The sequence below is a fragment of the Pseudomonas sp. HP_01 genome, from assembly GCF_055284355.1.
The window spans coordinates 33672-56506 of sequence record NZ_JBTOPV010000089.1; the positions used below are offsets into that span (position 1 = coordinate 33672).

Annotated in this window: 23 protein-coding genes and 1 tRNA gene; 15 read left to right on the plus strand and 9 right to left on the minus strand. The window is 60.0% G+C overall.

Annotation, left to right across the window (positions count from 1 at the left end; genetic code table 11):
• The first annotated feature begins 152 nt into the window (after nt 1-152).
• The 4 genes from gpmI (at nt 153) to ACYAR8_RS24925 (ending at nt 5313) form a co-directional block, all read left to right on the plus strand.
• Nucleotides 153-1688 carry a 2,3-bisphosphoglycerate-independent phosphoglycerate mutase gene (gpmI, locus tag ACYAR8_RS24910; RefSeq protein WP_463581359.1) on the plus strand — a complete coding sequence of 512 codons (1536 nt, stop codon included), beginning with the start codon at nt 153-155 and terminating at the stop codon, nt 1686-1688.
• A gap of 138 nt (nt 1689-1826) precedes the next feature.
• Entirely contained in the window at nt 1827-3149 is a 1323-nt protein-coding gene (locus ACYAR8_RS24915) for a murein hydrolase activator EnvC family protein (RefSeq protein WP_463581360.1), read from the plus strand.
• Between the two features lie 30 nt (nt 3150-3179).
• Nucleotides 3180-4511, plus strand: a complete 1332-nt coding sequence (locus tag ACYAR8_RS24920; protein ID WP_074889810.1) for a S41 family peptidase — start codon at nt 3180-3182, stop codon at nt 4509-4511.
• Nucleotide 4512: 1 nt separating this feature from the next.
• Nucleotides 4513-5313, plus strand: coding sequence for a divergent polysaccharide deacetylase family protein (locus tag ACYAR8_RS24925; protein WP_463581361.1), 801 nt, complete (start codon nt 4513-4515; stop codon nt 5311-5313).
• Nucleotides 5314-5347: 34 nt separating this feature from the next.
• Here the strand turns inward: ACYAR8_RS24925 and ACYAR8_RS24930 are convergent, their stop codons facing one another.
• From ACYAR8_RS24930 to ACYAR8_RS24960, 7 genes are all read right to left on the minus strand, one after another.
• Nucleotides 5348-6103 (minus strand): substrate-binding periplasmic protein, encoded by a 756-nt coding sequence (locus tag ACYAR8_RS24930; RefSeq protein WP_463581362.1) that lies wholly within the window; start codon nt 6101-6103, stop codon nt 5348-5350.
• Between the two features lie 125 nt (nt 6104-6228).
• Complete coding sequence (gene hisF, locus ACYAR8_RS24935; protein ID WP_074889818.1) at nt 6229-6999, minus strand: imidazole glycerol phosphate synthase subunit HisF; 771 nt, start codon at nt 6997-6999, stop codon at nt 6229-6231.
• 170 nt (nt 7000-7169) lie between these two features.
• A complete protein-coding gene (hisA, locus tag ACYAR8_RS24940) occupies nt 7170-7907 on the minus strand; it encodes a 1-(5-phosphoribosyl)-5-[(5-phosphoribosylamino)methylideneamino]imidazole-4-carboxamide isomerase (RefSeq protein ID WP_427683128.1) in 738 nt (245 codons plus the stop codon).
• A 92-nt stretch (nt 7908-7999) separates the two neighbouring features.
• On the minus strand, nt 8000-8260 hold the full coding sequence (locus ACYAR8_RS24945) for a DUF2164 domain-containing protein (protein WP_108122736.1): 261 nt from the start codon (nt 8258-8260) through the stop codon (nt 8000-8002).
• Complete coding sequence (gene hisH, locus ACYAR8_RS24950; RefSeq protein WP_074889826.1) at nt 8260-8898, minus strand: imidazole glycerol phosphate synthase subunit HisH; 639 nt, start codon at nt 8896-8898, stop codon at nt 8260-8262. The genes ACYAR8_RS24945 and hisH overlap by 1 nt, the downstream gene beginning before the upstream one ends.
• Nucleotides 8898-9491: an imidazoleglycerol-phosphate dehydratase HisB gene (gene hisB / locus ACYAR8_RS24955; protein WP_065987388.1), complete on the minus strand. Its 594-nt coding sequence runs from the start codon at nt 9489-9491 to the stop codon at nt 8898-8900. Before hisB ends, hisH begins: the two co-directional genes overlap by 1 nt.
• A gap of 283 nt (nt 9492-9774) precedes the next feature.
• Nucleotides 9775-11436 (minus strand): OFA family MFS transporter, encoded by a 1662-nt coding sequence (locus ACYAR8_RS24960; protein ID WP_074889829.1) that lies wholly within the window; start codon nt 11434-11436, stop codon nt 9775-9777.
• A 332-nt stretch (nt 11437-11768) separates the two neighbouring features.
• Between ACYAR8_RS24960 and ACYAR8_RS24965 the strand changes: the two genes are divergently transcribed.
• The 4 genes from ACYAR8_RS24965 to ACYAR8_RS24980 all read left to right on the plus strand — a co-directional run bounded on the left by ACYAR8_RS24965 (nt 11769) and on the right by ACYAR8_RS24980 (nt 15671).
• Entirely contained in the window at nt 11769-13997 is a 2229-nt protein-coding gene (locus tag ACYAR8_RS24965) for an AsmA family protein (RefSeq protein ID WP_463581363.1), read from the plus strand.
• Nucleotides 13998-14156: 159 nt separating this feature from the next.
• On the plus strand, nt 14157-15224 hold the full coding sequence (gene mutY, locus ACYAR8_RS24970) for an A/G-specific adenine glycosylase (protein ID WP_463581364.1): 1068 nt from the start codon (nt 14157-14159) through the stop codon (nt 15222-15224).
• A complete protein-coding gene (locus tag ACYAR8_RS24975) occupies nt 15221-15493 on the plus strand; it encodes an oxidative damage protection protein (protein ID WP_074889835.1) in 273 nt (90 codons plus the stop codon). The genes mutY and ACYAR8_RS24975 overlap by 4 nt, the downstream gene beginning before the upstream one ends.
• Nucleotides 15494-15595: 102 nt before the next feature.
• Nucleotides 15596-15671, plus strand: a tRNA-Phe gene (locus tag ACYAR8_RS24980).
• A 242-nt stretch (nt 15672-15913) separates the two neighbouring features.
• Here the strand turns inward: ACYAR8_RS24980 and ACYAR8_RS24985 are convergent.
• Entirely contained in the window at nt 15914-16333 is a 420-nt protein-coding gene (locus ACYAR8_RS24985; protein ID WP_074889838.1) for a glycine zipper domain-containing protein, read from the minus strand.
• A gap of 663 nt (nt 16334-16996) precedes the next feature.
• Here ACYAR8_RS24985 and ACYAR8_RS24990 point away from each other — a divergent pair.
• The 5 genes from ACYAR8_RS24990 to ACYAR8_RS25010 all read left to right on the plus strand — a co-directional run bounded on the left by ACYAR8_RS24990 (nt 16997) and on the right by ACYAR8_RS25010 (nt 19989).
• A complete protein-coding gene (locus ACYAR8_RS24990) occupies nt 16997-17584 on the plus strand; it encodes a DUF433 domain-containing protein (protein ID WP_175514166.1) in 588 nt (195 codons plus the stop codon).
• Nucleotides 17581-17988 carry a PIN-like domain-containing protein gene (locus ACYAR8_RS24995; RefSeq protein ID WP_463581365.1) on the plus strand — a complete coding sequence of 136 codons (408 nt, stop codon included), beginning with the start codon at nt 17581-17583 and terminating at the stop codon, nt 17986-17988. Before ACYAR8_RS24990 ends, ACYAR8_RS24995 begins: the two co-directional genes overlap by 4 nt.
• A gap of 140 nt (nt 17989-18128) precedes the next feature.
• The gene (locus tag ACYAR8_RS25000; protein ID WP_463581366.1) at nt 18129-18788 is read left to right on the plus strand and encodes a hypothetical protein; all 660 of its coding nucleotides are present in this window, start codon (nt 18129-18131) and stop codon (nt 18786-18788) included.
• A gap of 64 nt (nt 18789-18852) precedes the next feature.
• Nucleotides 18853-19347, plus strand: a complete 495-nt coding sequence (locus tag ACYAR8_RS25005) for a hypothetical protein (RefSeq protein ID WP_074889851.1) — start codon at nt 18853-18855, stop codon at nt 19345-19347.
• An 18-nt stretch (nt 19348-19365) separates the two neighbouring features.
• Nucleotides 19366-19989 (plus strand): cytochrome b, encoded by a 624-nt coding sequence (locus tag ACYAR8_RS25010; RefSeq protein WP_463581367.1) that lies wholly within the window; start codon nt 19366-19368, stop codon nt 19987-19989.
• Between the two features lie 174 nt (nt 19990-20163).
• Here ACYAR8_RS25010 and gabP read toward each other — a convergent pair whose 3' ends face one another.
• Nucleotides 20164-21555, minus strand: a complete 1392-nt coding sequence (gabP, locus tag ACYAR8_RS25015; RefSeq protein WP_074889854.1) for a GABA permease — start codon at nt 21553-21555, stop codon at nt 20164-20166.
• On the opposite strand from gabP, the gene ACYAR8_RS25020 reads away from it, so the two are divergent.
• A complete protein-coding gene (locus tag ACYAR8_RS25020) occupies nt 21554-22048 on the plus strand; it encodes a hypothetical protein (RefSeq protein ID WP_146175888.1) in 495 nt (164 codons plus the stop codon). The genes gabP and ACYAR8_RS25020 overlap by 2 nt on opposite strands.
• A 2-nt stretch (nt 22049-22050) precedes the next feature.
• A complete protein-coding gene (locus ACYAR8_RS25025; protein ID WP_463581368.1) occupies nt 22051-22824 on the plus strand; it encodes an ABC transporter ATP-binding protein in 774 nt (257 codons plus the stop codon).
• The last annotated feature ends 11 nt before the right edge of the window (nt 22825-22835 follow it).

A 22835-nucleotide genomic window follows, 5' to 3' on the forward strand; every position in this document is an offset into this window, starting at 1 on the left:
CCAGGGCGTTAAAATGTCGGCCAGTATACACAGCCCCCAAGGTGGGCCAAAGCCCGTACGGCAGTGACGCCGTTTAGCTTGTCGCTGATTTGAACTTGTCCCTAAACTGTCGATCTTTTTTCTACTTCACCTATTAGCCAAGAGTGGGATTCATGACTACCACGCCTAAACCTTTGGTTCTGATCATCCTGGACGGCTTCGGACACAGCGACAGCCACCACGGCAATGCGGTCTACGCAGCGAAGATGCCGGTCTTTGATCGCCTGTACCAGACAATGCCGAACGGTTTGATCTCCGGGTCCGGCATGGATGTCGGTCTGCCTGACGGGCAGATGGGCAACTCCGAAGTCGGCCACATGAACCTGGGCGCCGGCCGCGTGGTGTATCAGGACTTCACTCGCGTGACCAAAGCAATCCGCGACGGCGAGTTCTTCGAAAACCCCGCCATCTGCAAAGCCGTCGATCAGGCCGTTGGTGCTGGCAAGGCCGTCCACATCCTCGGCCTGCTGTCCGACGGCGGCGTTCACAGCCATGAAGATCACTTGGTGGCGATGGTTGAGCTGGCTGCCCAGCGCGGCGCCGACAAGATCTACTTGCACGCCTTCCTTGATGGCCGCGACACGCCACCGCGCAGCGCGCATCAATACCTCGCCACCATGGAAGCCGCCTACGCGCGCCTGGGCAAAGGTCGCACCGCCACGATCATCGGCCGTTACTTCGCCATGGACCGCGACAATCGCTGGGACCGTGTCGAATCCGCCTACAACCTGATCGTCGACGGCACCTCGGAATTCCACGCCGACAACGCCAAGGCCGCGCTGGACGCCGCTTATGAGCGTGGCGAAAACGACGAATTTGTCAAAGCCACCAGCATCGGTGCGCCGGTGACAGTGGAAGACGGCGACGCGGTGGTGTTCATGAACTTCCGCTCCGACCGTGCCCGCGAACTGACCCGCGTGTTCGTCGAAGACGATTTCGCGGACTTCGCCCGTCGTCGTCAGGCCAGACTGGCCGGTTTCATCACGCTGACCAAGTACGCCGCCAACATCGACGCGCCTGCGGCGTTCGAAAAAGCCGGCCTGCACAACGTGCTGGGTGAATACCTCTCGAACAACGGCAAGACGCAGCTGCGCATCGCCGAGACCGAGAAGTACGCCCACGTGACGTTCTTCTTCTCGGGCGGCCGTGAAGAACCGTTCCCCGGCGAAGAACGCATCCTGATCCCGTCCCCTAAAGTCGCGACCTACGACCTGCAGCCGGAAATGAGCGCGCCTGAAGTCACCGACAGAATCGTCGACGCGATCGAGCATCAGCGTTACGACGTGATCGTCGTCAACTACGCCAACGGCGACATGGTCGGCCACAGCGGGATCATGGAAGCAGCGGTCAAGGCCGTCGAATGCCTGGACGTCTGCGTTGGCCGCATCACCCAGGCGCTGGAAAAAGTCGGCGGCGAAGCGCTGATCACGGCCGACCACGGTAACGTCGAACAGATGACCAACGAGGAGACCCACCAGCCCCACACCGCCCACACCACAGAGCCGGTGCCTTTCGTTTATGTAGGCAAGCGTGACCTGAAGGTACGTGAAGGCGGTGTATTGGCAGACGTGGCGCCGACCATGCTGATGCTGCTTGGCATGGAAATCCCGCAAGAAATGACCGGCACGCCGATTCTGGTCGCCAAGTAAGCCCCTCAAACCGGCCCGCCAGTCGCTGGCGGGCCGGTTTTGTATGAAATGTCTGACGGCCACGTCGTCCGAGCGTTTTTTTTGCAGCCACCGCCGGGCATACTAGGCCCGTCTTTACTCCTGGTATCGCCCAACCTCATGCTTCGCGCCCTGATCACCCTCGCCTTGATTTGTCTGCTCAATCCGGCCTTCGCCGACGACGATCGCGCACAAACGCAGAAACAGCTGGATGCCACACGTCAGGACATCACCGAACTGAAGAAAGCGCTGAGCCAGTTGCAGGAAGAAAAGTCCGGTGTCCAGAAGGACCTGCGCTCCACTGAAACCGAAATGGGCAAGCTGGAAAAGCAGGTGGAGGCCCTGCAAAAGGAACTAAAAAAGAGTGAAAGCGAGCTGCAACGGCTCGACCAGGAGAAAAAAAAACTCCAGAGCGCACGCGTTGAACAACAACGATTGATCGCCATCCAGGCCCGCGCTGCTTATCAGAGCGGCCGCCAGGAATACCTCAAACTGCTGCTCAATCAGCAGAACCCCGAAAAATTCGCCCGCACCCTCACCTATTACGATTACCTGAGCAAGGCCCGCCTGGAGCAGTTGCGCAGCTTCAACGAAACCCTGCGCCAGCTGGCCGATGTCGAGAAAAACATCGACCTGCAGCAAGCGCAGCTTCTGGTGCAGAAGAGTTCGCTGGATGACCAGAAGGCCCAGCTCGACACCGTCCGCCAGGAACGTCAGGTCGCGCTGGCCAAGCTGAATCAGGATTACAAAGCCCGCGACCAGAAGCTGCAATCGCGACAGCAGGATCAAACCGATCTGACCAAAGTCCTCAAAACCATCGAAGAAACCCTCGCCCGTCAGGCCCGCGAAGCCGAAGAGGCGCGCCAGAAGGCGTTGCTTGCGCAACAGGAAGCCGAAAAACGCCAGCGCGAGCAGGAAGCGCTGGCGAAAAACCGGGCTAAAGACGACGGGAAGGACGACCGCGATGAAGCACCTCGTCGTCCCACCAAGACGCCCGGCGCGATGGTTTCCAGTGCCGGTCAGTCCTACGGCGGGGCTTTTGAGCAAGCGAAGGGAAAACTTCCTTGGCCTGTCGATGGTCGATTGTTGGCGCGATTCGGCGAAAGCCGTGGCGATGACGAACGCACCAAGTGGGATGGCGTGATGATCAGTGCTGCTGCAGGCAGCCAGGTCCGCGCGGTGCACGGTGGTCGGGTGGTCTTCGCCGACTGGTTGCGTGGCGCCGGGCTTCTGGTCATCCTCGACCACGGTAATGGTTATTTGAGTCTGTACGGTCACAACCAGAGCCTGTTGAAAGAGGCCGGTGACGTCGTAAAAGCCGGAGAAGCGATCTCCACTGTCGGTAACAGTGGTGGTGGTCAGGACACTCCGGCGTTGTATTTCGCTATTCGTCAGCAGGGTCGCCCTAGTGATCCGGCCCAATGGTGTCGCACTCAAGGATAAGTCGACACCTCACTCAGGAGTTCGTAAGACATGCTGTTTTCGTCCCGCCTCACCTCGCTGGCCCTGACTATCGCCGTGGTTATCGGCGCTCCTCTGGCCCAGGCTGCCGGTGCCGCCCCTGCTCCTGCGCCCGCCGCCACTGCGCCCGCCAACGCCGCGAACATCAAGGCGCCGCTGCCGCTCGACGAGCTGCGCACCTTCGCCGAGGTCATGGACCGGATCAAAGCGGCGTACGTCGAACCCGTGGATGACAAGACCCTGCTGGAAAATGCCATCAAGGGCATGCTCAGCAACCTCGACCCTCACTCCGCTTATCTGGGCCCGGAAGATTTCCAGGAGTTGCAGGAAAGCACCAGCGGCGAGTTCGGCGGGTTGGGTATCGAAGTGGGCGTCGAAGACGGCTTCGTCAAAGTGGTCTCCCCTATTGATGACACCCCTGCGTCCAAGGCCGGCATTGAGGCAGGTGACTTGATCGTGAAGATCAACGGCACGCCGACCCAGGGCCAGACGATGCAGGAAGCCGTGGACAAGATGCGCGGCAAGCTCGGCGAGAAGATTACCCTGACGCTGGTGCGTGACGGCGGCACCCCGTTCGATGTGACGCTGGCGCGCGCGACCATTCAGGTCAAAAGCGTGAAGGCGCAAATGCTGGAGCCGGGTTACGGCTACATCCGCATCACCCAGTTCCAGGTCAAGACCGGTGAAGAAGTCGGCAAGGCACTGGCCAAGCTGCGCAAGGACAACGGCAAGAAGATGAGCGGCCTGATCCTCGACCTGCGTAACAACCCGGGCGGTGTCTTGCAGGCGGCGGTTGAAGTGGCTGACCACTTCCTGACCAAGGGCCTGATCGTTTACACCAAAGGCCGCATCGCCAACTCGGAACTGCGCTTCTCGGCAGATCCCGCCGACGCCAGCGAAGGCGTACCTCTCGTCGTGCTGATCAACGGTGGCAGCGCCTCGGCGTCGGAAATCGTCGCCGGCGCCCTGCAAGACCAGAAACGCGGCATCCTGATGGGCACCGATACATTCGGCAAAGGCTCGGTGCAAACCGTTCTGCCGCTGGCCAACGACCGCGCACTGAAGATCACCACGGCGTTGTACTACACGCCTAACGGTCGCTCGATTCAGGCCCAGGGCATCAACCCGGACATCGAGGTCAAACGCGCGAAGCTCACCGCCGAAGCCGATAGCGACAACTACAAAGAGGCCGATCTGCTCGGCCACCTGGGCAACGGCAACGGCGGCGCGGACAAGCCGACCACCAAAGCCAAGGCTGGCAAGGCGCGTCCGCAGGACGATGACTACCAGATGAACCAGGCGCTCAGCTTGCTCAAGGGCTTGAGTGTCACGCGCGGCAATTGAGGTGCGCGTCTGGTTAACCGGGCTCATCTGCGCCCTTGCCGTGACGACGGGTGCTGCACACGCAGCGCCCGCCGAATCCTCAGCGACCGGCGGCAAAGCGCCGAAGGTCGCTTATCTCAGCTTGATCATCGACGATCTCGGACAAAACTCTGAACGAGACAGCCGCGCGCTGGCCCTTCCCGGCCCCGTCACGCTGGCGATCATGCCCGACACGCCCCATGCCACCGAATTTGCCCGTCAGGCGCACAAGGCTGGCAAGACGGTCATGCTGCACATGCCCATGGACCCGGCCACCGGGCCATACGCCTGGCATCCCGAACTGCCGCTGCCAGAACTCGAATCGCGTCTGAACGCCGCGCTGTTGAAAGTCCCCTACGCCGCAGGCATCAACAACCACATGGGCAGCCGTATGACGGCGGAGCCGGTGGCCATGGGCTGGCTGGTGGGCGAGTTGCAGCGCCGCCACCTGTTTCTGGTGGATAGCCGCACCAGCGCCAAAACCGTTGCCGCCGCCGAGGCGCAGAAAATCGGTCTGGCGAGCGTGTCCCGCGACGTCTTCCTGGACGACGAGCGCACCGCAGAGGCCATTAGCGGCCAGCTTCAGACGGCAATTAAACTGGCGCATAAGCAAGGCTCGGCGGTGATGATCGGCCATCCCTATCCGGTAACACTGGATGTGCTTGAGCGCGAGCTGCCCACGCTTAAATCCCAAGGGATAGAGCTGATCGAGATCCGCCACATGGTCACTGAGCGCGGAAATGAGGCGATGGCCGGCCATGGCAAGAACGGGCGTTATCGCTAGGCCGAAGGCGTTTCGCCAGAGGTGCTGGAAGTCATTAGAGGTACTTGGCGAAAATCGAATCGACCACGCCTTCCTTGCGCAGCTGATCCAGCGCACGTTGCAGCCGCTGGACCACTGCATCCGGGGTTTCTTTGTTCAGGGCCAGAAACAGTTCAGCACTGTTGAAACGCAGCACGGTTTTCAATCCCGTGATGCCTTCTTGCCGCGCCAGGTATCGCCCCGCCGGATCGCCGGTGGCCCATAAGTCGAGCTGACCGTCGACCAGTTTTCTGGCGTTGTCTTTGTCGCTGAGCACCGTGATCGGCTTCATGCCCTGACGCGCAAGCTCCATCGCAATGGCGTCGCCTTTATAGGCGCCGATTCGGTAAGGCCGCGCTGCCTCAAGCGTGCTCAGCTGGATCGGGCTGTCAGCGCGCGCCAGCAGAATCCAGTCGTCAGGGCCGATCGGTCCGACCCACTTGAAGAGCTTTTCGCGCTCGGGCAATCGCGCGGTCACGAACACGCCGTAACCGGGATTTTCCATCGCCAGTTTGTAGATGCGATCCCAGGGAAAGCGCAGGGTCAGGTTGTAGCCGATGCCGGCGCGCTTGAAAGTTTCGCGCACCACCTCGACGGCGATGCCCTTGATGTTGGCTTCCTGGGCGAAATTCTTGCCGTCGGTGGCCATGTTGTAAGGAGGGAAGTTTTCGGTCAGCAGGACCATTGAATAGGCAGGCGTATCGTCGGCCCGGACGGCTCCTGACAGCAACGTCGCGACGCTGATCAGTGCGAGAAAAACACCTTTGAACATATCCCTGGCACCTGATCCTGACGACGGCAAAAGAGTGCCGCTAACGGCCTGCAAAGTCCAGTTCGGCGGCGGGCGTGGTTGGTTTCAGAGCGAACGTGCCTCGTCGCTCTGAACCACGCAGCCAGTCAGCGAACCACGATCCCTTGCGCCGCCATGAACGCCTTGGCTTCCGGCACGGTGTATTCGCCGAAGTGAAAGATACTCGCCGCCAGCACCGCGCTGGCATGACCTTCCAGCACGCCATCTGCCAGATGCTGCAGATTGCCGACGCCGCCGGAAGCAATGACCGGGATGCCCAGCGCATCGCTGATGGCACGGGTCACACCCAGGTCGAAGCCGTTCTTCATGCCGTCCTGGTCCATGCTGGTGAGCAGGATTTCGCCGGCGCCCAGATCTTCCATCTTCTTCGCCCACATCACCGCGTCCAGGCCGGTCGGCTTGCGACCGCCGTGGGTGAAGATTTCCCAGCGCGGGGTTTCGCCGGGAAGCGAGACCTTCTTGGCATCGATGGCTACCACGATGCACTGAGAGCCGAAGCGGGCAGCGGCTTCACCGACGAACTCGGGATTGAACACCGCCGCGGTGTTGATCGAAACCTTGTCCGCACCGGCGTTCAACAGGTTTCGAATGTCCTGCACGGTGCGCACGCCGCCGCCCACGGTCAGCGGGATGAACACCTGACTGGCCATGCGCTCGACGGTGTGCAGCGTGGTATCGCGGCCATCGACGCTGGCGGTGATGTCGAGGAAGGTAATTTCGTCGGCACCCTGCTCGTCATAACGCCGGGCAATCTCGACCGGATCACCGGCGTCGCGGATGTTCTCGAACTTCACGCCCTTGACCACACGGCCGTTGTCGACGTCGAGGCAAGGGATGATGCGTTTGGCGAGGGCCATGGGCCAGTTCTCCGAAAACGGTTGGGAATCTGCCCAACATCACAACATTCTGATTTGAAGCCCGCTCCTGTAGGAGTGAGCTTGCTCGCGATAGCGGTCTGTCAGACATGTGTTTGCTGACTGACACGGGGCATCGCGAGCAAGCTCACTCCTACAGGGGAGCGTGCCAGTCAGCCTTTGTACGAATCACAAAACGCCTGGGCCTCAGCCACATCCAGCGTGCCTTCATAGATCGCACGGCCGGTGATTGCGCCGATGATGCCCGGTGCCTTGGCGTCGAGCAGGGCCTTGATGTCGCCCAGGTTATGAATGCCGCCCGAGGCGATTACCGGAATGCGGGTCGCGGCGGCCAGCGCGGCGGTGAACGGGACGTTGCAGCCCTGCATCATGCCGTCTTTGGCGATATCGGTATAAACGATGGCCGAGACGCCGTCGGCTTCGAAACGCTTGGCCAGATCGATCACCTGCACGGTGCTGACTTCAGCCCAGCCGTCGGTGGCGACGAAGCCGTCTTTGGCATCCAGGCCCACGATCACTTTGCCCGGGAACGCCCGGCAGGCTTCGGCGACGAAGTCAGGGTCCTTGACCGCTTTGGTGCCGATGATCACGTAACTCACGCCGGCTTTGACGTAGTGCTCGATGGTTTCCAGCGAACGAATCCCGCCGCCGATCTGGATCGGCAGGTTCGGGTAACGACGCGCAATCGCCGTCACGACGTCGCCATTGACCGGCTGGCCTTCGAACGCACCGTTCAGGTCGACCAGGTGCAAGCGACGGCAACCGCCCTCTACCCATTTGGCAGCCATGCTCACCGGATCATCGGAGAACACCGTGGAATCTTCCATCCGACCCTGGCGCAGTCGTACACAGGCACCGTCTTTTAGGTCGATCGCGGGAATAATGAGCATTCTTTTTCCTTCGTCAAAAGAGCTGCGAGCCGCGCGCTTTACGCTGCAAGACTGCGCATCTATCAATTCTTGCAGCTCGAAACCTGGCGTTTCTAGCTGCTCTTCTCCAACGCCCACAGGTCGCTTTCGATGCTTTCGAAACGCTCCTTGAGGTGCGTCTGAACATCGAAGATCGCCCGGTTGTAGTAATGCGGCGCGATCTCGCGGGTGAACAATTCCAGAATTTCAGCCGCTTCGAACGAACCCAGGTCCAGCTCGAAACGGTCTTCCATGAACCGCTTGATCGTGTGGCACGCCTCGCTCTCCTGCTCGGGAGTGAGGGTCAGAATCGGCGGTTTGCTCTTCTTGCTCATTACCTGCGGCCGTCCCACGCCGCGAAGTTCTGCAGCAACTGCAGGCCATGGGTGTGGCTCTTCTCGGGGTGGAATTGCACGGCGAAGCGTGAGCCATCGGCCAATGCAGCGGCGAAGTCATGACCGTAATGGCCACGACCGACGATCTGCTGCGCGTTCGGCGATTCGATGTAGTAGCTGTGTACGAAGTAGAACCGCGCCATGTCCGGAATGTTGGCCCACAGCGGGTGGTCGACGGCCTGCGCCACTTCGTTCCAGCCCATGTGCGGGACTTTCAGGTGCTCGCCGTCTTCGTGAAGATCCTTGCCAAAGAAGCGCACCTGGCCGGGCAAAACGCCGATGCAATCGACGCCGCCACTCTCTTCACTGCGCTCCATCAGCGCCTGCATGCCCACGCAGATGCCAAGAAACGGACGGTCCTGACTGACTTCACGCACCAGGGCATCGAAGCCCAAGCGACGAATTTCCGCCATGCAGTCACGAATCGCGCCGACACCGGGAAACACGATGCGGTCAGCTTCACGGATCACGTCGGCATCGCTGGTGATCAGCACGCGACCGGCGCCGACGTGCTCCAGCGCCTTGGCAACCGAGTGCAGATTGCCCATGCCATAGTCGATAACGGCAACGGTCTGCATTACAGCACGCCTTTGGTCGACGGCATCTGGCCAGCCATGCGGTCGTCGAGCTCTACCGCCATGCGCAACGCACGGCCGAACGCCTTGAAGACAGTTTCGATCTGGTGGTGGGTGTTGTGGCCGCGCAGGTTGTCGATGTGCAGCGTGACGTTGGCGTGGTTGACGAAGCCCTGGAAGAATTCCTGGAACAGGTCAACATCGAAGCCGCCGACGGTAGCGCGGGTGTAAGGGACGTGCATCTGCAGGCCGGGCCGACCGGAGAAGTCGATGACCACGCGCGACAGCGCTTCATCCAGCGGGACGTAGGCGTGGCCGTAGCGACGGATGCCTTTTTTGTCGCCAATGGCTTTGCTGAACGCTTGACCCAGCGTGATGCCGACATCTTCCACAGTGTGGTGATCGTCGATATGCAGGTCGCCTTTGCATTCGATGTCCAGATCGATAAGCCCGTGACGGGCGATCTGGTCGAGCATGTGCTCAAGGAAAGGAACGCCGATATCGAATCGGGACTTTCCGGTGCCATCCAGGTTGATCGAGGCTTTGATCTGGGTTTCCAGGGTGTCGCGCTCGACGAACACCATACGTTCGGCCATCACCAACTCCGCAAAATCATTGGGCGAAAAGGCGGCCATTATAGGCGTGTGGCGGGGAAACAGAAACATGAAGCGAGCAATGCCGGACCGGGGGAATGCGGGGCCCCAAGCGCTAGACATGTGCGTACAAGCCAGCACAAGCCGCCGCCAACTGTAGGAGCGCGCTTGCCCGCGATTGCGATTCGTCTGTCACGCATGTAGTGCCTGACACACCGTCATCGCGGGCAAGCGCGCTCCTATAGGGTGTCGGCCCGACGATGGTCAGGCCGACACCGCGAAGGTTTTAGTGAAACAACACCGCAGTCTTCTGCAGAGTGATCCACACGCCCCACGCCAACGGAATGCCCACTGCCAGCCAGGCCAGAATCGCCAGTGGCTTGGTGCTTGGATCGGCTTTCCATTCCAGCGAAGTGCTGTGATCGGCGCCGACATCGTGACCGAAAGCTTGCTCAGCCTTCAATTGCTCGTCAGTCATGAAGTACTTGTCGGCCACCGGACGCACCAGCAGGTTGCAGATGAAGCCCAGCACCAGCAGCCCCGCGAGGATGTACAGGGTGATGTCGTAAGCGTCGGCACGTGCAACGCCGTGGCTCAACTGATACTCACGCAGGTAGTTCACCAATACAGGGCCGAGCACGCCGGCCGCAGCCCATGCGGTCAACAGACGACCGTGGATCGCACCCACCATTTGCGTACCGAACAGGTCAGCCAGGTAAGCCGGAACGGTCGCAAAACCGCCGCCGTACATCGACAGCACGACGCAGAACGCCGCCACGAACAGCGCAACGCTGCCCAGGTGACCCAGTGTCGGCACCGACGCATAGAGCAAAAAGCCCAGCGCGAAGAACACGAAGTAGGTGGCTTTACGGCCGATGTAGTCCGAGAAGGATGCCCAGAAGAAACGACCGCCGATGTTGAACAGGCTCAGCAGACCGGTGAAGCCCGCCGCGATGGCCGCGATGGCCGCCAGTTGCGAAGCATCCAGCTGCCCGAACGGCTGATCGGTGCCCAGCAGCTTGCCGCCGAACACTTCCTGCAGCAGTGGCGAAGCCATGCCGAGGATGCCGATACCCGCCGAAACGTTCAGGCACAGCACCAGCCAGACCAGACGGAATTGCGGGGTTTTCCACGCAACGCTGACGTGCACGTGGCGATTGGTGATCATCGCGCTGTTGGCTTTCTTCGCCGGAGCGGTCCAGCCTTCAGGTTTCCAGCCGGTAGGCGGAACGCGGTACGACAGTGCGCCGCCGATCATGAAGATGAAGTAAATCACCGCCATCACCGCGAAGCTCTGCCAGACACCGACGCTGTCAGGCGTGGCGAAGTGGCTCATCAAAGCGGTTGCCAGCGGAGCGCCAACCATCGCGCCACCGCCGAAACCCATGATCGCCATGCCGGTCGCCATGCCGCGCTTGTCCGGGAACCACTTGATCAGCGTCGAGACCGGCGAGATATAACCCAGGCCCAGACCGATACCGCCGATCACACCCGAGCCGATCCACATCAGCCAGATCTGGTGCGTATAAACGCCCAGCGCCGAGATCAGCAGACCACCACACCAGCACAGTGCCGATACGACACCGGCCTTGCGCGGGCCTGCGTGTTCCAGCCAGCCGCCCCAGATGGCTGCGGAGCAACCCAGGAAAATGAAGAACAGGGTGTAGATCCAGCCGAGCATGGAGATCGGCCAATCACAACTGGACGAAATGACTTGCTCGAAGAAACCCATGTCAGCCGGGCAGGCGACAGCGGTCTTGATGCCGATTGCCTTGGACAGCGGCAGCCAGAACACCGAGAAGCCGTAGGCCATGCCGATACACAGGTGGATTGCCAATGCAGCCGGCGGAACCAGCCAACGGTTGAAACCGCGCTTGGCGATAATGCGCTCTTTGGACAAGAACGCAGGCTGAGCGGCAGTGCCGCCCAGAGCAGTGCTCGTAGTCATCTTATTTGTTGCCCCCAATTTATAGTTTTATCCCGTAAGAACAGCGATATAGCTCCGCCACCACTCTTAAAGCACACAGGCCTTGGTGGTTTATCGGCAGCACATCTCTTTACGTGACAATTCGACGCAGCAAAGCTGGCGAATGGCGCGAGATTACCATTTGCGGCCTAAAAGAAAGCATTCTGCTATTACCTTTTTAGCGCCGTCTGTCACTGTGCAGGTCGCCTGACAACTCGATGGGCGGCGTCTGTGGCGATCCAGAACCCGATGCCTGCGTGAGGACGCTATACTCGCGGGCTAAATTTTGAACGACTCGACACAAGGACTCGCCCATGAAAGCGTTCGGCAAAATCCTGGGGCTCACTCTTCTCGGGCTGTTGCTGATCATCGTGGCTCTCGGCTTTGCCCTGACCCACTTTTTTGATCCCAACGACTACAAAGACGAGATTCGAAAACTGGTTCGCGATCGCGCCCATGTCGAGCTGACGCTCAATGGCGATATCGGCTGGAGTCTGTTTCCGTGGCTTGGCCTGGAGCTGCACGACGCCAGCGTCGCCACCTTGAGCGAGCCGTCCAAGCCCTTCGCCGACCTGCAGATGCTCGGGCTGTCCGTGCGCGTGCTTCCGCTGCTGCGCAAGGAAGTGCAGATGAGCGACGTGCGCGTCGAGGGCCTGAATCTGACGCTGACCCGCGATGAAAACGGCCACGGCAACTGGGAAGACATCGGCAAGGTCCCCGCCACTGTGGCCAATCCTGCCCAGCCGCCGGCCGCGCCTGATGCGCCGGCCGATACCGCGTCGGCCAAGCCTGACAAGCCATGGCAGCCGCTCAAGCTGGACATCGACAGCCTGACCGTGAACAACGCGCGGATCGACTTCAACGATATTCCCAAGGCCCGGCAGTTCACCGCCGAGAGCATTCAGCTGAGCACCGGCCCGATTCACAACGCGACCGATATCCCGCTGAAACTGACCGCCTTCCTCAGCACCAATCAACCCGTCGTGCGCACCAAAACCGAACTGACCGGCAAGCTGCGCTTCGATCGCGCGCTCAAGCGTTACCAGCTCGACGACATGCGCTTCTCCGGCGATGTGACGGGCGATCCGCTGCAGGGCAAGACCCTGACGTTCTCTGCCCAGGGCCAGTTGCTGGCAGACATGTCCGCCAACGTCGCGGAATGGACCAACCTGAAGCTGTCCGCCAACCAGCTGCGCGCCCTCGGCGAGTTGCATGTGCGTGATCTGGACAAGACCCCGCAGCTCACCGGGGGCATTTCGATTGCCCAGTTCAACCTGCGCGACTTCCTCGACAACATCGGTCAGCCTGCGCCAACCCTTGGCGACGGCAGCCTGAACAAACTGGAACTGGTCACCCGCATCGCGGCAACGCCCAACAGCGTGGCGCTGGATGACCTCACGGTGAAACTCGACGACAGCACCATCAGCGGTCACATCGCCGTGGAGGATTTCGCCAAGCAGTCCCTTCGTCTTCAACTCAAGGCCGACACGTTCAACGCCGACCGCTATCGCATGCCCGAGAGTGAACAATCCAAGGGCGCAGGCGCCGCTCGCAAAGCCGAAGTTCAGGGCGCCGAGGCCGAAGCCATGGTTGCATCGGGCACCTCCCCTTTGCCGAGTCAGCCAACCCAAGGCGCCTGGAGTGACGCGAAGCTGCTGCCGATCGAGCGCCTGCGCAAACTGGACGTCGATGCTGATCTGAGCTTCGGCAAGCTGACTCTGGAGAAACTGCCGATCCAGAATGCGGCGCTGAAAACCTCGGCGCTCGACGGCGTGATCACGGTCAACAGCCTGCGCGGCGATCTGTACAACGGTAACTTCGAGGTCAAAGGCAATCTCGACGCGCGTCCCGAGGTGCCGCTGGCGAGCGTTCAGACCCGCATCGCCAAGGTGCCGGTGGAGCACTTCATTCAGAGCCAGGGCACCACGCCGCCTCTGCGCGGCCTGCTCAACCTCACCAGCGACGTGACCGCCAAGGGCAACAGCGAGAAGGCGCTGGTCGAGAGTCTCAACGGTACCGCCAGTTTTGCACTGAACGACGGCGTGCTGGTTAACGCGAACCTTGAGCAGCAGCTCTGCCGTGGCATATCGACGCTTAACCGCAAGACCTTGAGCGGCGAACCGCGCGGCAAGGACACGCCCTTCCAGCAGCTCAACGGGAATCTGCTGTTCCGCAACGGCGTGGCCAGCAACCCGGATCTGAAAGTCCGCACCCCGGGCCTGACCGTCAACGGCGATGGCGACATCGACCTGCGCGTCATGGGGATGAACTACCGCGTCGGCGTGATCATCGAAGGTGACAAGAGCGACATGCCGGACCCGGCCTGCGAAGTGAACCCGCGCTTTGTCGGCATCGAATGGCCGGTGCTCTGCCGTGGCCCGCTGGAGATGGGCGCCAAGGCCTGTCGTCTGGATAACGACGGTCTGGGCAAGGTCGCTGCGAAACTGGCAGGCGACCGGATTGGCGACAAGATCGATGAAAAGCTGGGGGACAAGGTCAGTCCCGAGCTCAAGGACGCGATCAAGGGATTGTTCAAGCGTTAAGCCCATTCAACAGGCGCTGCAGAACGAACTGTAGGAGCGCGCTTGCCCGCGAAGGCTTCAGGTCAGAGACCATTTGTGTCGCTGCCCCAACCCATTTGCTGGCAAGCGCCCTTTGAAGTGAGCGATGCAACCCCACTTTCTTGATCACCGGAACCCTTGATGCAACCCGAGCAGTTCTCATCCGCCGTTATCGACTGGTACGACCGTCACGGCCGTCACGATCTCCCCTGGCAACACGACATCACCCCGTACCGCGTGTGGGTGTCGGAAATCATGCTGCAGCAAACCCAGGTCAGCACGGTGCTGGGCTATTTCGATAAATTCATGGAAGCGCTGCCCACCGTGCAGGCTTTGGCCGAAGCGCCGGAAGATGAGGTCCTGCATCTGTGGACCGGTCTGGGGTACTACACCCGCGCGCGCAACCTGCAGAAGGCCGCGAAAATCGTGGTGGCCGAGCACGGCGGTGAATTCCCCCGCGACGTGGAAAAGCTCGTAGAGCTGCCCGGTATCGGCCTTTCTACGGCAGGCGCGATTGCCAGCATCAGCATGGGCCTGCGCGCGCCGATCCTCGATGGCAACGTCAAGCGCGTGCTCGCCCGCTTCACCGCCCAGGAAGGCTATCCCGGCGAGCCCAAAGTGGCGAAGCAGATGTGGGCCACGGCTGAGCGCTACACGCCGCACTGCCGGGTCAATCACTACACCCAGGCGATGATGGACCTGGGCGCCACGCTCTGCACTCGGACCAAACCCAGTTGCCTGCTCTGCCCCCTTGAGCGTGGCTGCGAAGCGCACATGCTCGGGCAGGAAACCCGCTATCCCATCCCTAAACCGCGCAAGGTCGTGCCGCAAAAGCGCACCTTGATGCCGATCTTCGCCAACGACGAAGGCGCGATTCTGCTGTATCGCCGCCCTTCCACCGGGCTGTGGGGCGGGCTGTGGAGCCTGCCGGAGCTGGACGACTTCGACGACATGCAGCATCTGGCCGATCAGCACGCCCTTGAACTGGGCGAACATCAAGCCTTGCCGGGCCTGATCCACACATTCAGCCACTTTCAGCTGAGCATCGAACCCTGGCTGGTCCGGGTCCGTGAGTCCGCCCACCACGTGGCCGAGGACGACTGGCTCTGGTATAACCTCGCCACCCCGCCGCGCCTGGGCCTTGCCGCCCCGGTGAAGAAACTGCTGAAAAACGCAGCCGACGTATTGAATGCAGGAGAGTCCTCATGACCCGCACCGTGATGTGCCGCAAATACAAAGAAGAATTGCCTGGCCTGGACCGTCCGCCGTATCCGGGCGCCAAAGGTGAAGACATCTTCAACCATGTCTCGCAGAAAGCCTGGGCCGACTGGCAGAAACACCAGACCCTGCTGATCAACGAGCGTCGCCTGAACATGATGAACGCCGAAGATCGCAAATTCCTGCAGACCGAGATGGACAAATACCTGTCCGGCGAGGAATACGCCAAGGCCGACGGCTACGTTCCCCCTGCCGAATAACCCTTCGCAGACAGTGTTCGTCGTAAGCGGAGGAAATAATTCAGATTTTTTTCGACACCATGCTTGACGACCTCCTGAAAAACACGTTTAATGCGCCCCGTTGCCCAGATAGCTCAGTCGGTAGAGCAGGGGATTGAAAATCCCCGTGTCGGCGGTTCGATTCCGTCTCTGGGCACCACCTTCCGTTTTCAGGTGATGCCAAGCACATCTGAAAACACACAAGAAGCCCGCCTCGTGCGGGCTTTTTGCTTTCAATGGCTCCCCACCGCTCCCCTGTTAGCCCGGATAGATGTGAATGGATTCTTGAGCTCAGCGCCGGGTATGCGTGAAGACGCCCAGGTGCTGGCCGGCGTCTCCGACAAACGCACCTGTGTCGTCGCTCAAATCGCTCGATTGGAGATATGGGAGCAGATCGCCGGGCTATCGATCATGTTTGTTTTTCTTGTGCCCATGTCGCTTGCCGTGAGATCGGCTGTTGCCGCCGTCATCTGCCAAGTTGCTACCCACTGCGCCTCCGGCAGCGCCGCCCAAGCCGGCACCTATGGTTGACCCTGTTGAGCCACCCAACTGGTTACCAATGACAGACCCACCCGCTGATCCAAGCCCCCCGCCGATAGCCGCTTGGGTCTTGCTTCCCCTTTTGGCGCCTAAAGCTCCGCCAGCGGCTCCACCTACACCAGCACCCACCGCCGCGCCGGTGCTTCCACCCATTTGCTGTCCAATGACATTCCCGAGCGCGCCGCCTATGCCTCCGCCCACTGCAGACGTTCCATCCCCAGCCGCCAGCGCGCATTGAGCGCCAAGCATTCCTAAAAGCAGTACCGGTATAGTTATTCGCATGGATTCAATCTCAAGTGGGTGAAGTAGTCCCTCGGAGGAACATCGAGCAGGACTAAAACGGCGGTGCTGGACGGGGCTAGGGAGATTCAACTCAGAGTATGTCCAACGGTATGCTCATACCCACACATCGGCTGCCGTGGATAAAGCTTGATAGGGTAGACCTCCTGGCGGGTGGCCAGCGCCGGGATGGACAGGCACAAGGTATTCCTATTCGCTACCGAGCTATCGGAGGCTTTATGGCAACCTTCCCTCACCCATCACACCTGCAGCGCACCTACCGCCACCGCAATCTCGCTGATAGCCATATTTACACGCTCGGCGTCGTAGGCCCGGTATTGCAGCGCTCCCCCAAAGATTCACTGGGTGCCAAATCCATTAACTACAGCGCCTGGGCAGCGTCGCAGCCCTGCACGCAGAACGCGATGATCAGACTCCCCCCCTCCACGCCCTCACCTTTTTACAATTTTCCACTGAGCAGTCGCCCAAGATCAGTTGAACGAGACTCTGTTCAACCTCAGAATGCATTTTTTTAAGCAACCGCGGACACGGGAGGTGTGCATGAAGACTGTCGAAACGTCGAGCCGCCTCATTGGGGTCGGCGTGTACACGCCCTCAGAAGCAGCCCTCTACACAGGCATACCCGCCAAGGACATTCGCAGATGGCTGTTCGGCTATAAGGCGGATGGTGTGGAGCACTCCGGTCTGTGGCTACCTGAAGTGGGTGTCGGGGACGAGAAGCTGCTTGGCTTCCACGATCTGCTTGAGATCAGATTTGTCCATGCCTTTCGAAAGCACGGAGTAAGCCTTCAAGCTATTCGCGCGGCATCAAGACAAGCCAAGGAAATTTTTAACCAGCACTATCCGTTCACCTGCAGAAGATTCCAGACTGACGGCAGGAGCATATTCGCCACCGTGTTTGACGAGACTGGCGACGAGGCGATCCTGGATCTGGCGAAACGTCAGTACGCATTCAGGCAGGTCATCGCGCCTTCGCTGTATGAGGGCATTGACTACACGGGCGAGGGAAAGGCGCAGCGTTGGTATCCGGTCAAGCGCAGCAAGGCAATTGTGCTCGACCCGAAGCGTAACTTTGGAAAACCGGTGCTCTCCTCCGCTGGTGTCGATACGGCTTCGATTTATCAGGCTTATCTGGCGGAAGGCCAGGACGCAAAACGTGTGTCTGTGATTTTCGAAATTCCGACCGCGGCAGTGGACGCTGCGGTGACCTATGAGCACAGGATTGCTGCTTGAATTTTCTGATCGATAACAATCTTCCACCGTCCATTGCCAGAGCCTTGCACGAGCTGTGCAGAGGCGAAGGCCATGTCGTAATCCCGCTCAGGGACAGATTCCCCGCCGACACAAGTGACATTCACTGGATTACCGAGCTCACTGCCGAACGCGGTTGGGCTGTGGTGTCACAAGACAAGCTCTCCAAAGGAAACGTCGAGCGGCAAGCCTTCAGAGAATGCGGCCTGCCGGTTTTCTGTCTTGCCAAGCAATGGGGCCAGACAACCTACTGGAGTAAGGCTGAAAATCTTGTCCGCTGGTGGCCTGCCATTGTTCGGCAGGCGGAACTGATATCGGGCGGTGCGGCATTCAAGGTTGCCTGGAGATTTTCAGCACCCGGGAAGTTTGAGCAATTGAAAATGTAGCCTCGCATCAGACTTGCCCCTTGCGATTCCGTCTCTGGGCACCATAAATACCGAAAAACCCCTGCATCGAAAGATTCAGGGGTTTTTTATTGGGCGCGATTTATTAACATCGTTGACCCGAGCCGACCAAGGAGCCCGTTATGGCATCTGTCAGCAAGCAACAGAAACGCGCGAAGCGCGCCAAGACCAAAGCCAAGGCGCAGCGTGTCGCCCGCCAGCATCCGCAGACCGTCAACCCGATCGTGCCGGATTACTTCATGCCTGACTTCTTGTCGGACGACGAAGCGGCGCTGTTGGACGACGATACCCTGCTAAAGAATTTCGTAGAGCCCGACATCCTCGAAACCATGGACGAAGAAGCGCGGGAGGCGATGGCGGCGGTGATCAGGGGCGAGGACATCGAGATGTCGCTCACTGAAGACGAAATGCTGCTGATGGAGGTTTACCAGTCCCCTGCCCCACTGCCGTCTCAAGAGCAGCGACTCGCCCATTACGAAGTGCTCAAGCTTGCCGAGCAGCAAGGGCCCCTGGACCTGCTTGACGCCTTTGCCAGAGGTCCCATAGCTGCCCACGCTTTCTACGACATCAACTTCGACGACTACCTCGACATCCTGGTGAACACGCTTGGCGCGTACTGGATGTGGGCCCACGGACTGGACGAGGCGGCCGTTCGTGCGCGCATCCACGACGATGATTTCTACGAGGCCTTCCGCGCGGTTCTCGACGAGATCGAGATGGAATCCACACTGGAGATGCTGGGGGTCGACCGCAACAAGCACGACGAACCGGCTCAAGACTGAATACAATACGCGCCCGATGATCCTGGGCCATGCGAATGGCTGCACCGCACAAGGAACCGCCGTCATGGCCTCCCCCGACAAACAGCAAAAACGCGCCCAGCGTGCAAAGGCCAAGGCCAAGCAGAACCGTTCCGGCAAGGCCCGGCCGAGCGTCATTCACCCGGTGCTCAACCATGCGTTCGTCAACGAGCCCTTCGATGACGTAGAGATCGACCTGAGCACGTTCGATTTCAAAGACATCGAAGAAAACGGTTTCGACCCTGCTGATTTCGACGACCTGTTCGAAGCAATGAAGCAGGCCGAATCCATAAGCTTACTGGCGCTGTGCGTGGTCTTCCTGCAGTACCCGGTGCTGGAGTTGGTGATCGCCGAAGAAGACGAAGAGCCGGCGACCGACTTCATGATGGGCCTGCTGATTACCTACCGCGGGCTCTTCCATGAGGAAGATGAAGACTCGGCCGTTGAATGGATTGGTAGCGACGCCTTCCAGACTGCCTACAACGAAGCGTCCGTGATCCTGCAGAAAAAGAATGCGAAAGGTGCAGGCGGGCGTTCTTAAAAGCGTTTTTTGATTTACATGACCCCGGTCAAAACGGTAGCTTTGCGCCATTACGAGAATGCAACTCCTTCTCAACTAAAGGCTGCCGTTTTGACACCTCCAAACACCGCTTCGCCTGAACAGTCTTCAGGCGAAACGAGCGCTTACTCCCGAACCCGAATTTTCCTGCATTGGCTGTCTGCCACCGTCATCCTGTGGGCGACGTTCAGTGGATTCGGCGTGGCTTTGCTCGATCAGAGCGACCCTATTCGGCAATGGGTCGAGTGGTTCAACCCGCAGCTGACCAGCCTCTTCATTCCGTTCTTTGTCTGGCGGTTGTGGCTGGCGATCAAGGCGCCCTCATTTTCCACCGCTAAAAACGCTCAGGCGCGACTGGCGAGCGCTGCGCACAAGGCGATCTATGGGGCGGTGGCCGGCGTGTTGATTACCGGCGTGCTGATGATGAGCCACCCGGTCATGCTGCTGGCGCTGGTGCCGCTGCCACAGCTCATCCATTCAAAGATCGCGCTGATGGAGCTGCATCAGGTGCATCACGTCCTGTGCGCGGTGTTGGCAGGGTTGGTGGCGCTGCATCTGGCGGCGGTGGTGCTGCATCAGGTGCGGGGCAAGTCGGTGTTAGGGAGAATGCGCGGAACAGTGTAGGAGCGCGCTTGCCCGCGATGACTTATCAAAATTCAATAGAGATGGGCCTGCGAGGCCACTATCGCGAGCAATCCCCGCGCTCCTCAGGACCCAATCATCAGCACAAAAAAAGCCGCCATCATCCCTGATAGCGGCTTCTCAACAGCGGTCGGTCACAACCGACTTACTCCCCCATCAATTCATCACAACCTTGCCTGCCTTCCCCGCCTTGCGACGGTTCGACACGATCAAACCGGCCGCCACGACCAGGATGCTCAGCAGCCCGGTGGCAATGATTTCCATGCGGTGGCCTTCCTGGAACAGCATGATGGTCAGCACGGCGACGATGAATACGATGACCACCCACGTCAGGCCGGGGAACAGCCACATGCGGAAGTCGATGGCCTGGCCTGCTGCTTCACGCTTGCGGCGCATACGCAGTTGGGACACGGCGATGACCAGATACACCAGCAGCGCGATGGCGCCCGAGCTAGCCAGCAGGAAGTCAAACACCGCCGCAGGTGCGACGTAGTTGGCGAACACGGCGGCAAACGCAGCGCCGGTCGACAGCAGGACCGCCCAGTAAGGCGTGCCGGCTTTGGTGGTGCGCTGGGAAACAGCAGGAGCGTCGCCACGTTTGCCGAGGGAAAACAGCATGCGTGAGGCCGTGTACAGCGCCGAGTTCAGGCAGCTGGTTACTGCGACCAGCACGACAATGTCGACGATCAACTTGGCATTCGGAATGCCCATCAGATCGAGCACGGTCTGGTACGAACCTACTTCAGCCAGACGGCTGTCGTTCCACGGCACCAGCGAGACGACGAGGAAGATCGAAAGCAGATAGAACAGGCAGATCCGCCAGATCACCGAGTTGGTGGCCTTGGTGATTTGCTCGCCAGGATTCTTCGATTCCGCCGCCGCGATGGTGACAATCTCCGTGCCCATGAACGAGAACATGGTCGTCAGCATCGCCGCCAGTACCGCGCCCATGCCGTTAGGCAGGAAACCTTGCGTGTCGTACAGGTGCCCCACGCCGCTGACCTGGCTGTTCGGCAACAGACCCAACACCGCCGCAATGCCCAGCAGCACAAAGCCAATGATCGCGATGACCTTGATCAGAGCGAACCAGAACTCGAACTCTCCGTAGTTCTTCACGCTGAACAGGTTGGTCGCGGTGAGCAGCAGGGTGATCACCAGCGTGAATGCCCAGATCGCAACGTTCGGGAACCACGCGTGCAGGATGGTCGCGGCGGCGTTGGCTTCCAGCGGAATGACCAGCACCCAGAACCACCAGTACAACCAGCCGATGGTGAAGCCGGCCCAGTGCCCGATCGCGCGGTCGGCGTAGGTCGAAAAAGAACCGGTGTCTGGCGAAGCGACGGCCATTTCCGCCAGCATGCGCATCACCAGCACCACCAGCGTACCTGCGGCGCCGTAAGCCAGAAGCACGGCCGGCCCGGCTTCGGCGATCGCGTGGCCGGAGCCAACGAAGAGGCCGGCGCCAATAACGCCAGCGATAGAGAGCATCGTGATGTGCCGCGGTTTGAGCCCTTGTTCAAGGTTTGAAGCGTTGGGTGTACTGCTCATGGAACCAACCTTAGAAGGATTTTTGTACGGATCAGGACGCGTGTCGGCTCTTCGTAAAGAGAACACAACAGTCTGTTATTTATTTTTTACGCAAGAATTGCGCCAGAATGTTTCAGATACGACGTCGCGGCGGGATACGGCGGCTCCAGACGATTTCCGCAAGTCCATGAATGCAATAGCAATTCGCCAGCCGCGTAGGAAACGTTACCGAGCGCAACAGGAGGGAGACGATTGGCCGCACCGAAAATACACACTTAAGACGAAATGGCACCAAATAAGCGCACTAGAATGGCCGGCGATCCCTCCCGTGGCCGAAACACCCTTCCCCACGGCGGTTAAAGCTGGCACCATCGCGCCCTTTTTGCGCAACGGCACTGAGCCGGCGCCCATCAAGCTCATCTTTATAAGCCTTCGCGCGCTGCGCCTGTTGCGCCCCCCAGGCGGCGTCCAACTGGCCAACCGGATGAGCCCACCGCATACATACGAGGACTGAACATGGCCGAGGCCACGCCCGCCCTGGAAATCCGCAATCTGCACAAGCGCTACGGCGAACTCGACGTGCTCAAGGGCATCTCGCTGAGTGCGCGCGATGGCGACGTGATCTCGATTCTGGGTTCGTCTGGTTCAGGCAAGTCGACGCTGCTGCGCTGCATTAATCTGCTGGAGAACCCCCATCAGGGGCAGATTCTCGTGGCAGGTGAAGAGCTGAAGCTCAAAGCCACCCGCAAAGGTGAACTGATCGCCGCCGACAACCGTCAGATCAACCGCCTGCGCAGCGAGATCGGCTTTGTCTTTCAGAATTTCAATCTCTGGCCGCACATGACCGTCCTCGATAACATCACCGAGGCGCCGCGCCGAGTGCTGGGGCAGAGCAAGGCTGAAGCCACCGAAGTCGCCGAAGCGTTGCTGGCCAAAGTGGGAATCGCCGACAAGCGTCATGCCTATCCTGCACAGTTGTCGGGCGGTCAGCAGCAACGTGCCGCCATTGCGCGCACGCTGGCGATGCAGCCCAAGGTCATTCTGTTCGATGAGCCTACATCTGCCCTCGATCCCGAGATGGTGCAGGAAGTCCTTAGTGTTATTCGTGGCCTGGCCGAAGAAGGCCGGACCATGCTGATGGTGACCCACGAAATGAATTTCGCCCGCCAGGTGTCCAGCGAAGTAATCTTCCTGCACCAAGGGCAGATAGAAGAACAAGGATCGCCAGACCAGGTCTTCGATGACCCACGGTCGGCGCGCTGCAAACAATTCATGTCCAGCAATCGCTAACGGAGCAACAT